The sequence below is a fragment of the uncultured Veillonella sp. genome (assembly GCF_934190855.1).
In the GTDB taxonomy this organism is placed as follows: domain Bacteria; phylum Bacillota; class Negativicutes; order Veillonellales; family Veillonellaceae; genus Veillonella.
This window is the reverse complement of record NZ_CAKPTN010000038.1, coordinates 1-12,786: the sequence shown is the minus strand read 5'-3', so window position 1 is coordinate 12,786 and position 12,786 is coordinate 1. Positions and strand designations below refer to the sequence as shown.

General features: G+C 38.0%; 13 protein-coding genes. 12 read left to right on the top strand and 1 reads right to left on the bottom strand.

The window, feature by feature from the left end:
* On the top strand, positions 1-1,052 hold a 1,052-nt coding region (dcuC, locus tag Q0F90_RS03665; protein ID WP_296003451.1), incomplete at its 5' end, for a C4-dicarboxylate transporter DcuC.
* Between the two features lie 234 nt (positions 1,053-1,286).
* Positions 1,287-2,471, top strand: coding sequence for an MFS transporter (locus tag Q0F90_RS03660; RefSeq protein ID WP_296003449.1), 1,185 nt, complete (start codon positions 1,287-1,289; stop codon positions 2,469-2,471).
* 70 nt (positions 2,472-2,541) lie between these two features.
* Here Q0F90_RS03660 and Q0F90_RS03655 read toward each other — a convergent pair whose 3' ends face one another.
* Positions 2,542-3,528: a GMP reductase gene (locus Q0F90_RS03655; RefSeq protein ID WP_296003447.1), complete on the bottom strand. Its 987-nt coding sequence runs from the start codon at positions 3,526-3,528 to the stop codon at positions 2,542-2,544.
* A 184-nt stretch (positions 3,529-3,712) separates the two neighbouring features.
* Here Q0F90_RS03655 and thiT point away from each other — a divergent pair, with 184 nt between their 5' ends.
* The 10 genes from thiT to Q0F90_RS03605 form a co-directional block, all read left to right on the top strand.
* Positions 3,713-4,243 carry an energy-coupled thiamine transporter ThiT gene (thiT, locus tag Q0F90_RS03650; protein WP_296003445.1) on the top strand — a complete coding sequence of 177 codons (531 nt, stop codon included), beginning with the start codon at positions 3,713-3,715 and terminating at the stop codon, positions 4,241-4,243.
* On the top strand, positions 4,236-5,360 hold the full coding sequence (locus tag Q0F90_RS03645; protein WP_296003443.1) for a molybdopterin-guanine dinucleotide biosynthesis protein MobB: 1,125 nt from the start codon (positions 4,236-4,238) through the stop codon (positions 5,358-5,360). Before thiT ends, Q0F90_RS03645 begins: the two co-directional genes overlap by 8 nt.
* Entirely contained in the window at positions 5,341-6,576 is a 1,236-nt protein-coding gene (locus Q0F90_RS03640) for a molybdopterin molybdotransferase MoeA (RefSeq protein ID WP_296003441.1), read from the top strand. Before Q0F90_RS03645 ends, Q0F90_RS03640 begins: the two co-directional genes overlap by 20 nt.
* Positions 6,577-6,880: 304 nt before the next feature.
* Entirely contained in the window at positions 6,881-7,216 is a 336-nt protein-coding gene (locus Q0F90_RS03635) for a cupin domain-containing protein (protein ID WP_105086291.1), read from the top strand.
* 71 nt (positions 7,217-7,287) lie between these two features.
* Positions 7,288-8,346: a zeta toxin family protein gene (locus Q0F90_RS03630; RefSeq protein ID WP_296003439.1), complete on the top strand. Its 1,059-nt coding sequence runs from the start codon at positions 7,288-7,290 to the stop codon at positions 8,344-8,346.
* A gap of 15 nt (positions 8,347-8,361) precedes the next feature.
* A complete protein-coding gene (locus tag Q0F90_RS03625) occupies positions 8,362-9,384 on the top strand; it encodes an AraC family transcriptional regulator (protein WP_296003437.1) in 1,023 nt (340 codons plus the stop codon).
* A gap of 352 nt (positions 9,385-9,736) precedes the next feature.
* The gene (locus tag Q0F90_RS03620) at positions 9,737-10,003 is read left to right on the top strand and encodes a SemiSWEET family transporter (RefSeq protein WP_009351082.1); all 267 of its coding nucleotides are present in this window, start codon (positions 9,737-9,739) and stop codon (positions 10,001-10,003) included.
* A gap of 143 nt (positions 10,004-10,146) precedes the next feature.
* The gene (locus Q0F90_RS03615; RefSeq protein ID WP_296003434.1) at positions 10,147-10,788 is read left to right on the top strand and encodes a hypothetical protein; all 642 of its coding nucleotides are present in this window, start codon (positions 10,147-10,149) and stop codon (positions 10,786-10,788) included.
* Between the two features lie 51 nt (positions 10,789-10,839).
* Positions 10,840-11,868: an AraC family transcriptional regulator gene (locus Q0F90_RS03610; RefSeq protein WP_296003432.1), complete on the top strand. Its 1,029-nt coding sequence runs from the start codon at positions 10,840-10,842 to the stop codon at positions 11,866-11,868.
* A gap of 387 nt (positions 11,869-12,255) precedes the next feature.
* The coding region (locus Q0F90_RS03605) for a fumarate hydratase (protein ID WP_296003431.1) at positions 12,256-12,786 on the top strand (531 nt) is incomplete at its 3' end.

Here is a 12,786-nt window from a genome sequence, read left to right as displayed (position 1 = left end):
CAATTATTCAGCCTTTATATCGTCTCAATCGACCATATATTGTGTTAGCCCTTATGTTTCTACTCAATATGGGCCTATCCATTTGTGTACCAAATCCGTTGAGCCTTGCTCTTCTTATGATGGTCACCATGGATCCTGTGTTACTTCGATTAGGTGTAAGCCCTGTAGGGGCGGCAGCAGTTATAGCTACAGGGCATCTTATGGATGTAGGCCCAGGTGCTGTGTCCACTTTATTAATTGCCAAGACCTTGAATATGCCTGTACCGAACTATTTTGTAGGGTACCAACTACGAATTTATTTCTTGGTTGCCATTGTAACTGCAATAGCTCATTTTTGGTGGCAGAGATACCGAGATCGAATTGATGGACCTATGGCTGCAAATGAACTTGAAAGTATTCCTGAAGCGCCTATTGGGCCCAAGCTATATATGATATTCCCCTTATTACCATTGTGTTTTATCTTGGGCTTTAGTCAGTATGGTTTACCTGGGGTGAAGATGAATGTTACGTTGGCTATGATGCTTGCCTTTGGTATTGCTCTATTAGCTGAATTAATTCGTCATCGCAATTTGAGAACTGTACTTAAGAGTACCACAGTTTTCTTTGAAGGTATGGGGAACCAGTTCTCCTATGCAGTGACCCTTATTATAGGGGGGCAAATCTTTGCACAAGGGTTAGTTAGTTTAGGTCTTATTGATTCCTTAGTAAGTGCATTGCAAACACTATCCCTTAACTCTATTGGACTTACCTCTGTCCTTGGAGGCGGTATGTTAGGCCTTAGCATGGTAACAGGCAGCAATGTAGCACCATTATTCACATTAGTTCCACTAGTACCTGATATTGTATCTAATCTTAGCCTTGATCCGATAACCACTATGCTTGGCATGCAAAATGGAGCTAGCCTTGGGTTGTTCTTAAGCCCAATTAGCCCTGTTATGGTCGGCGTAGCAGGTGTGGCGCATATTAAATCAGTAGACCTACTTAAACGTACCGCCGTTCCGGTTCTTGTGGCGTTACTTACAAGCTGTGTAGGCATATGGGTGCTTTATTAAATTCCATTTAAAAGACTAATTACTTACATTTAATCAGAAATACCTTTTATGGCTTTTTAAGTTTAGTTTAAATTTACCAAGCCCTCTTTACATGTATCGTAAAGAGGGTTATTATATTCCAATAATAAATCGTATGTAATTAAAATGGTTTCCTGTGATGATGCAAGTATTAGCGCATTGCGGATAAAAAGGGCCTTTCTTCGCCGGACGGTTCTAGAAGCCAGAAAGGATGTAATGAACGATCAAGTTTCTATTTCTACAGCAAATATTCGTGGTGCTTTTGGGGCATTTTTTATTCCCGGTATGTATACCTCTTTGTGGGCGGGCTTTGTGCCGTATTTAAAGGCAAAGCTCGATATCGGTGAAGATGTACTAGGTTCCATGATTTTGTTGCTCGGTGTAGGTTCTTGTTTAGCTATGGCTATAGCAGGCAAAATGGTAGAGTCCCTAGGTTGCAAGAAAACCGTTACCATTGGTAGCTTTATTGGTATGTTATCACTTGGTATCGTGACGTGGTGTTCTACTATTTTTGAAGCGACCATTGCCTTGTTTTTCTTTGGTATTGGTATGGGGCTGAGCGGTGCCTCTGCAAATCTACAGGCAATTTTGACAGAAAAAGTGAGTAAGAAACATTTAATGGGCGCCTTCCACGGTGGTTGGAGCTTAGGTGGCTTTGCTGGTGCTGGTGTTTTGCTTGTCCTTTTAAAAACCTTATCTTTGCCAGTTAGTGAAAGCATTTGTGGTGTACTTATTGTATTGTTTATCGCTATGCTTATCACTAGTCAGTATATGCTTTCTTTTGGTAAAGATCCAAATGCTAAGGTTGTTAAAAAGTCTAAAAGCCCATTATCATTCCATCCCATTGCCATTATCTTTGGCATCTTATCCTTTGTATCCTTCTTAGTAGAAGGTGCCGTAGGGGATTGGAGTGCATTGTATTTGTTTGAAGATAAGGGCATCGTTATCGAAGAAGCCGTTATGGGCGTTATGTTCTTTAATGCTACTATGTGTATTGGTCGATTGCTTGGTAATAGACTTGGTAAACACTTAACTTCTAAACAAGTCGTTATTAGCGGCTATTTATTTGGTTCACTTGCGATGGCGCTTGTTGTTCTTTTACCAGGTTACGGCTCCATGTACACCTATTTATTAGTAGGTATTTCTCTTGCCATGGTAGTGCCAAATTTATTCTCCGCTATGGGGGAACAAAATGTAATTCCTATGACACAAGCAGTGGCAACATCTACTATGCTTGGTTATATGGGTATTTTGATGGGGCCAGCATTGATTGGTTTTATTGCTCATGCTACTAGCCTTACAATCGCTTTCAGTGTATTAACGGCTATGCTCGTTATTAGCGCTGGTATTGGTAAATACGCTTATATGTTAATGGATAAATCAAAAGAAGTAGAAGTTTAAATTTAAATAATAGCCTCAGAGACACAAAAAAGCCACAGGATAGAACCTGTGGCTTTTATATTTCTAGGTATTAACGGTCGCCGTTGAAGATGGAGTTTTTAACAAGTACATAGTCTACTTTGCGAATAGCTTGTAGAGTAGTACCACCAGCATAAGAGATAGCAGATTGCAAATCTTGTTCCATTTCAACTAATGTATCGAAGATAGAACCTTTGGAGTCGATGAAGATTTTTTTACCTTCTACGTTTTTACGTTCACCTTTCTGGAACTCAGAAGCGGAACCAAAGTATTCTTTTACTGCTTTACCGTCAACGATTTTTTCATCCCCTGGGGATTCTTCGTGACCAGCGAAGAGGGAGCCGATCATAACCATAGTTGCACCAAAACGGATAGATTTAGCGATGTCACCATGGTCGCGGATACCGCCGTCAGCGATGATAGGTTTAGTAGCTGCTTTTGCACACCAGCGAACAGCTGCTAATTGCCAGCCACCAGTGCCGAAGCCAGTTTTTAATTTAGTGATACAAACTTTACCAGGACCGATACCTACTTTAGTAGCGTCAGCACCAGCATTTTCAAGTTCGCGAACTGCTTCTGGAGTACCAACATTACCAGCGATAATGAAAGTGTCAGGCAAGTTCTTTTTGATGTATTGGATCATTTCGATTACTGCATTGGAGTGACCATGTGCAATATCGATAGTGATGTATTCAGGTGTTAAGTTTGCTTTTTTGAATTCATCAACTAAAGCAAATTCTTCAGCTTTTACGCCGATAGAAATAGAAGAATATAAGTTAAGGTCGTGCATGCGTTTTACAAAGTCCATACGACGTTCAGGTTGGAAACGATGCATGATATAGAAATAGCCTTCGCGTGCTAATTTTTCAGCCAACTCTTCGTCAATGATAGTTTGCATGTTTGCAGGTACCACTGGTAAGCGGAATGTGCGTTTACCTAATTTTACATGTGTATCACATTCGCTGCGGCTACTGACGATACATTTATTAGGAATTAATTGCACGTCTTCATAATCAAAGATGTTCGTTGTGTTAATCATAGTTTCTATATCTCCTTCGAGTATTACATATTGAACCTGTACCATTATACAAGAGACTCGTAAAATTTTCAATACGTTCCGAATATTTTGTTTGGTATCACGAAAAAACTGTAGTACAATACAAGTAGACTGTATAAATAATACTATCAGTTATACATATATATTTATGAGGAGGTCGATTGAAATGGGTCAGTCTAAAACTCGGATGCTTGCTGAAGCAGGTGTGGCCATTGCCATTGCTCAAGTCTTGTCATTTATTACGATTTTCCATATGCCGCAAGGCGGATCTATTAAGGCGGCAGCTTTAGTGCCGCTTATGATTTATGCGTACCGTTGGGGCGGCACACGCGGCATTTTCGCTGGTGTTGTGTACGGTATTTTACACTTCATTCTAGGCTTTAAATCATCTGTTCATTATTTAAGTATTATCTTAGATTACTTGGTAGCGTATGGTGCTATCGGCGTTTGCGGCTACTTTAAAGATTCTATTTCTGGACTTATTACAGGCTCAATTGTAGGCATCGCATTGCGCTGGGCTGCATCTGTTACTAGTGGGGCCGTAGTTTTTGCTAGCTATGCACCACAAGGGCAAAATCCTTGGATTTACTCTATGGTTTATAATGCTTCTTATATGGTGCCAGATGGTATTTTAAATATTGTAGTGTTATTATTCATCTATCAAGGTGTTAAACGAGGTTTACGACGTCGTGGATAAATTAGGTTTAATTATTTTAGCTGGTGGTCTTAGTACCAGAATGGGCCAGCCAAAGGCTTTGTTGTCTTGGGTTGGTGGTGAAAGTCTCATATCTCATGCGCTTCGCAAGGGGCTTGATGCCGATGTAAATGATATTTTGATCTCTATTGGGGACGATGAGCAATTAGGTCATGCTATTCAGACTCATATTCTCGATACGTTATCGAATGATGAGCAAGAAAAAGTTTCTATTGTTCGGGATTCTATTGAGCGATGTGGCCCGTTAGGAGGTCTGTATAGCACTTTGGCTGTAGGACCTAGTCCTGCTTATGCAGTTATGGCTGTAGATATGCCATTTATGGAGATGGATCTCTATTTTGATTGGCTGTACCAAGTAGATCACAATGATTGGAACGCTATTGTTCCTTATGGTGAAAGTGGTAAAGCTGAGCCGATGGCCGGTATCTATAGAACGCATATTGCCTCTTTAATCCAATCTGTTCTCGTCGGTGAGGATATGTCTTTGCATCATGCTCTTGATGTTATCGGTCATGTTGAGTCTGTAGATGCTAGTGATTATACTTGGGAACTAAGTAATATTAATCGCTTTGAAGACTACCAATGGGCTCGTGCGTTAGCAGAAAATGAGTTTCGTCGTGTGCCTCTCATTAGCGTAGTGGCTTCTAAAAGGAAAACTGGTAAGACTACAGTGGTAACACGTCTCGTTTCAGAACTACAACGAGTTGGCTTATCTGTGGGCGTTGTTAAAAGCGATAAGCACGGTTTTCAAATGGATCATGATGGAACAGATACTGACCTTACTTATAAAGCAGGTGCTGATGCAGTGGCTATTGCGGGACCTATTGAGACGGCGATTCGCATACGCACAAAAGAACAATCCAATCTGTATGATTTGACACAGCATATGCCAGTCGATATAGTTATACTAGAAACACGGTCCCAAGGGATTGCCCCTATTATAGAGGTTATAAAAGAGGGACATACGGAAGAGCTGATCTCGGATGCAATGGACCGAGTGGCGACAATTGAAATTGACAAGTTGGATCAAGACGTACCTAAATTGGTACGCCACATACAGGAAATGATGAGGAGTTTACATGGCCGTCGTTACTGTTGAGAAGGCACTCCAATTATGGGATGAGGCCTTACAAACAAAAGTTCATAAAATTGAAACCATTGATGTTAAGGTTGCAAAAGGATACGTATTGGCAGAGGATATTATTGCCCCTACAGACGTACCTGCGTTTCCAAAATCTGCGATGGATGGTTATGCCATTGCCTACGAAGAAGGTCGTAATGAATATATCGTTGACGGTATTATTGGTGCCGGCGTTGTGTGGGAACACCCTGTTGAACCTGGTCATGCAGTACGGATTATGACTGGTGCACCAGTACCAGATACATGTGATACAGTTATTATGCAAGAACAGGTGGTTGGTTCCGGAGAACCAGGCACAACAATTTCCATTCAAGGTAAATGTAAATGTGGTGATCATATCATCCCTCAAGGTGAGGAATGTAGTGCTGGAACTACTGTGATTCCACGTGGTACAGAGGTAACCTCTACAGTACAAACTATTTTGACTGGTTTAGGGTTTACTGAAATAACTGTAAATGTGATGCCTCGAGTGCTCGTCCTTACCTCAGGTCATGAGGTGATTGAGCCGGGTGAAAGTTTAACACCTGGTAAAATCTATAATTCCAATCGAGCTATGATTTGCGGCCTTTTAGAAGACTTAGGCTTTCATAAGATTACACATTATCACGTAAGCGATGCGCCAGAGGAACTAGAGTCTGAAATCAACCACGTGTTGCAGCTCAGTGAAGAGGCAGATATTATCATCAGCTCCGGCGGTGTATCCGTAGGTCTCTTTGATACGATGCCTCTTATTTACGAGAAACTAGGTGCTCAATCTATTTATGCACGTATTCAAATGCGTCCTGGTGCCGCATCCTATGGTGCGGTGACACCGAAAGGTCAAATTATCTTTGGCCTATCTGGTAATCCAGGGGCTGCCTTTAACGGCTGGCATTTAATCGTAGCACCAACCTTGAAACGTTATAAGGGATTGAAAAACTGGACTACCCCTGTGGTAGCCTGCGTAATGGATTCAGAAATTTTTAAACGAAATGCTTTCGATCGCTATGTACAGGGTAAAGTAATCTTTGGTGGTGGTGCGCCACGCTTTGTGGCTAACCGTCACTTTAACAGTAGTAGCATGTTAGGTCTTTATACTGTTAATGCTTTGGCGTGCATTCCGCGTGGTGTACATGAAGTACGGCCTGGCGATACCTTTGATGTGTATCTATTGGGATTGTTACCTGCGATTTAAGGTATATGAGATTAATAGTTTTAGACGTTTAGCATTTCAAAATTAAGCTTATTCAATATCTGTAATGTTTACAGATGATGATAAAAAACAAGACGAGGTCTCTCTGTAGGGCCTCGTCTATTTTTTATATAAAATTCTTTCAATTCTGTTGCTATAGGTACTGAAATTAAATCTCAATTAACTTATAATAAAGTCAACAAAAGGATAATCCTTTTAGTTACATCCATTGAGTTTTGACGAAATGTATTTCAATCTACTTTTTAATTACTTTTACTAGTATATAGTTATATAAGGAGTGATTTCTATGAGTAAGACTTTCACAAAAAATATCCCAGTAAACGAAATTTTACATCTAGGCGATCGCTTAGAGTATAAAGAGGGGCAAGTGATTAGTATTACGATTGCCCAAAATGAACGCCTCAGTATTACCTTGTTTGCGTTACCAAAGGGCGAAGAAATCTCTACCCATGTAACTGTAGGTGACGCAATTGTACAAATCCTCGATGGAGAGGCGCACATCGTCGTCGGTGATGTGGAACACAATGTGAAAGCTGGTGAAACCTTGATCATGCCATCTGAAGTGCCGCATAGCCTTGATGCTCGAGAAAACTTTAAGATGCTGTTGACCGTAGTTAAATAAATATATCATAATGAATGCATCCCTTGGATTTTTAGGGGATGCATTTTTATATGCTTTAAGAGGGATACACTATGACTATCATTGAGCAATATAATTTAACGTTACAAATAGAAGTTCTAAAAGAACAAAGTGCGGAGACGTTAGCTCGCCTCTGTAAGTTAGTAGATGAAAGTGGCACTAGTGACTGCGTAGAGGCATTAAAAGCATATTCTCATATCGTAAATACAGAGTTATATTTGGCTACGTCTATACATGACTTAGAAGTTCTAAAGTCAGATATGGTAAAGTTAGAAAACAATATTAAAGAGTCATTAGAACAGGCTTCTCAAGGCGTTAAAGATTATAAAACGACTAGTGATGTACAAAATATGGAGCCCTATAGTTCTGAAGACTTTGATAATGCCCTAGAACGTACTATTCAGTTGTTAACGGTTAATAAAAATATATCTAGTACACCTCATGCCGTTATCTTAGGTGGTCAAAGTGGGGCTGGGAAAACCACAATTCATCGCATAAAAATGATAGAGTCGCAAGGAGACTATATTGTCATTGATGGAGATACCTATCGTGCTCAACATCCACATTTTAGGGAACTACAGGAGAAATATGGTGTTGATAGTGTAGACTACACAAAAATGTTTGCCGGTAAGATGGTAGAGGCTGTTATTGATAAGTTAAGCTCTTTACACTACAATTTAATTATTGAAGGGACCTTGCGTTCAGCCACAGTACCGATTAATACGGCTACATTGTTAAAAGCTAAAGGCTATGCAGTTGACTTTTGTTTGATTGCGACCAAGCCGGAGTTATCTTATTTGACCACACAATTGCGTTATTTAGAAATGTTAGTAGTGGATCCATTACAAGCTAGAGCTACGCCTAAAGAGCATCATGATGGAATTGTTAAATCTTTGATTTCTAATAGTAATGAACTTGAACAGAGTGGACTTTTTGAAAGCGTTCAAGTGTATAAACGTGATTTAGAACAAGTATATAATTCAAAATTATGTACTGAATCTGTGGGAACTGTTGTAGATCGAATTTTATTTGGTGCTTGGACTCAAGATGAAGTCGATTTGTTGAATTTTGGTAAAGCACAAGAACTGGAGCTGCAAAAGCAGTTGTGTTAGAGGTCTTCAGAAACAATGGATTATTTCGACTATTCATATAAACATAATTACATAGAGTTTAGCAGCAACATATATCGCGTGGGCACGTACCATTATAATTGGCATGGTGAAACGGAGATTATGATTCTCTTAAAAGGCCGCGTTGAGATGAGTTGTAATGATGAGACTTTTACAATGGAGCCTCTTGATGTAGTTATAATTTCGCCTCAAGTAGGATGTTCTATTTTAGCGCTTGAGGAGGATGTTATTGCGTTTGTTGTTCATGTAGGAAATGAGTTTTATCAACAGTATGATCCAGAGTTTGGTTCTTACCAATTTGTTGTTCGTTCCGATGAAAGCACTCGTCATAATCAAGTCTTTACAACTTTGCGTCATCATGCGGCTATGATGATGTTGTTGATGGCTAAAGGTGAAAGTCCCGTACATCGCATGTGGGTAGAGCATCATTATTTAGCCTTGGCTGGTGATGTCTTTAGAGAATTTGATGCAGTTAAGGTAGTTCATGAAAATGCTAGACCTGGCGATATAAAGCCTGCTACCTTTGATAAAATGATTACTTATATAGATGAGCATTATCAGCAAAAAATTGAGTTAGAGGATATTGCAAAAATTGGTGGTTACAATGTTGCCTATACATCACAGTTTTTTAAACGCCAAATGGGGATTTCCTTTGTAGATTATGTACTGCGATTGAGATTAAGAGATGCAACTGCTCAGTTAATAAGCTCAGATGATGCCGTCGCTAGGATTGCTAGCAGCTGTGGCTTTGCAGATATTAAAGCCTTTAATGTGGCTTTCAAAAAACATTTCCGTATGACCCCCACAGAATATCGGAAGCAAGTAAAAGCAATTGGCCGTAAAACAACCTTACAAAAGGGCGTAGAAATTGTGTCTGTGGAAAATCAAGATGTTCTTGATCTATTACACTCCTTCTTGTCCTATGAAGATGATTCGAGAGCTAAGAGTGAGCTAGAGTTTATGAGTCAAAAGCTAGTAACTTTAAAAGCGAAGCTGGCCGACGTGGTAAAGGCATTATAATTAATCTTTTTATTAGTCTTCTAATTAATGATTAACTCTAATCTGTTGTAAATTAAATTTTAGGATCATATAGAAAGATTAGAATTGGGTAATTTTCTATATATTAAAATCAGAATAAATGATTCGAAAAGCACTATTCCTTGTGAATAGTGCTTTTTTGTATGTGTTTTCTGGGTGAATTTATATATGGTTGCGGTTTTAAAACGAGAAAAAATATGAAAAACTATACTTTTGGCTTAATTTAATTCAAAAATTTGTCTTTTAATTTGGATAGTTAGATTCTCTAAACTGAGTAAAATATGGTTCATGAGGAATTAACAATAACATGAAGTTAATCAATTTGGAGGATATAATGAATCAAGTAAAATTTATGGAAAACTTAGGGAAGGTAGCGACTGTTACAGCTGTAGCGATGTATGTATCTTATTTCCCACAAATTATGAACAACTTAGCACATCCAGGCACTGGTGATTGGATCCAACCTTTAGTAGCGGCTATCAACTGTACATTATGGGTACTATACGGTTTGTTTAAAGAACATAGAGATATTCCAGTAGCATTAGCCAATGCACCAGGTATCTTCTTTGGTTTAGCAGCAGCTATTACAGCTCTTATGTAATTTATATATGAACATCACACTCTAGTCTTAATAAAAGATTAAAATTAAGTTGCTGTTGACCGTTGTTAAATAAATATATCATAATGAATGCATCCCTTGAATTTCTAAGGGATGCATTTTTTATGTAAATAAGAGAGGTTTTTGTGGTTAATAGTACTGACTCTATTAATGTATATAGACAAATTTTTAATGCCGTTGTGAGTCCTAACTTATGGTTGCCATACTTTCGGGATAGAGGAACTTTAAGCGGTTCTATAAAAGCTGTTGTATTTTATATAGTATTCATGCTATTTATTATGACTTTGGGGAGCGTAAGTGTTAATTTATTAAAACCTGAATCTACAACAACATTAGCCGAACTTTTAATTAATCCTACTTTTGCAAGGAATATAATAGGTTTATTTTTAGCGTTTATTGTTATGTCTGTTGTGTTCGTGCCTATCTTTTTATTGATAGGAAGAGGGGCCGACGCAACATTAACATTAAATCGAGTTTTTATGGTATATTTATATGCTTATTCTGAAATATTTTTAGTTAAGAGTATAGAGTTATTTATTTTTTCACTTATGTCTGTTTTTGTACTGACAAATATTGTTAATATGGTTTTTGCAGGCGCAGTAATTTTTGGGACAACCTTAATCTGTGGACTTTTACAGATAGTGCTGTTTTTTAAGACCTTTAAAATAGTTCTTGATATTCCGTATTTGACAATAGCAGTAGCTGGTGGAATCGGTGGAGGTATTTCTATGTTTACCTTGTCTCTGTTAGAGAAAATTGGCTTATAAAACTTGGTGTTTAATAATTATTGTTAAATTTTTAGGGAGCATATAGTTAATATGGATTACTTTCACTATACCTATAAACATAATCACATAAACTTTAGTAGCCATATATACAAGGTAAGTACGTATCATTATAATTGGCATGGGGAAACAGAGATTCTTATTTTGTTAAAAGGTCGTATAGAAATGAGTTGTAATAGTGAGGTTTTCACAATGGAGCCTCTTGATACAATCATTATTTCCCCTCAAGTAGGGCATGCTACGTTGGCATTAGAAGAGGATACAACTGCTCTCGTTATACATGTAGGAAAGGAATTTTTCCAACAGTTTGATCCTAACTTTGGTATGTATCAGTTTGTATTACGCTCAAATCAAGATAATCGTTACAATTCATTCTTTAGCTCCTTACGACATCATGCGGCAACGATGATGTTATTGATGATGAATGGTGAAAGTCCAGCTAATCAATTGTGGTTAGAGAATCACTATTTAGCATTAGCTAGTGATTTATATAGTGAAATTGATGCGGTTAAGTCTATTCGAGGAAATACAAAGCCTGTAGATATGACGGTAGCTACCTTTGATAAGATGATTGCTTATATAGATAAGAACTATCAACAAAAGATTGAACTGGAAGATATTGCCAAAATCGGTGGCTATAATGTGAACTATACGTCTCAGTTCTTTAAACGCCAATTGGGTGTGTCATTCTTAGAGTATTTATTGCGTATGAGATTACGAGAGGCTACCGTTCGTTTAGCTAACTCTGAAGATGGAGTAGCACATATTGCAAGTAGCTGTGGATTTGCAGATATTAAAGCCTTTAATGTGGCCTTTAAGAAACACTTCCATACAACGCCGTCAGAGTATCGTAAGCAAGCAAAAGAATTGGGACGTAAAACAAAGTTACATGATTGGAAGGAAATTATTTCTACACAAGAACAAGATATTGTTGAGCTATTACAGTCGTTTTTACCTTACCAAGCAGATACTAGATACAAGGCAGATTTAGATGTGGCCAATCAAAAGCTAAAAGCGGTTACAACACAACTGGAGAATGTGGTTAATTCATTAAAAGTCTAGTTTATATAGTTTTTGTATCCATTTTATGTATAAATAATGGGGAATTTCATAACTATTTTGGAACGCATATACAATCATTAGGTATAGGTAAATTTGTATATGTTATAATCCTATAAAAATAAATGGTATAAGAGCACTACTTTTTGATAGGTAGTGCTCTTTTTGATGCTTCTATATAGGTATAATTGTATATTTTAGATGAGTGAAAATGTAATCATATGGGTGATTTTGTATGAATTTGTTGTACTTTTACCATCAAAAATCAACTTGTAAATTGGATAGTTATATCCTGAAAAAGGAGTAGAATGAAATCATCGAAAGGAGCTAAGGCTCCAAAACAGAAATGATTATAGAGTCTTGAATATGAAGTCCTGTTGGAGGTTTACGATGAGTACGAAAGAACAACAAGTACAAGAAATGACGAATGTCATCGCTAAGTTCATTGCTTATGTAGCAAAAAAATTACCTGATGATGTAGAAGCTAAAATTAAAGAGCTTGCTGCAGATGAAAAAAATCCATTAGCGAAAACAATTTATGAAACAATGCACAAAAATATGGATCTTGCTTATGAGTTGAATCGTCCTTCTTGCCAAGATACAGGGGTATTACAATTCTGGGTAAAGGTTGGTTCTAACTATCCATTGATTGGTGAGCTCGAAGAAATCTTGCGCAATGCTACATACCAAGCTACACAAGATGCTCCACTTCGTCATAACTGTGTAGAAACATTTGATGAATTTAATACAGGTAAAAACATTGGTCGTACAGCACCTTACATCACATGGGATATCGTACCTGGTCGTGATGATGTAGAAATCTTCCCATACATGGCAGGTGGCGGTTGTTCCTTGCCAGGCTCTGGTAAAACATTGATGCCAGGTGAAGGTTATGAAGGGGTAGCCAAGTTCGTACTAGAC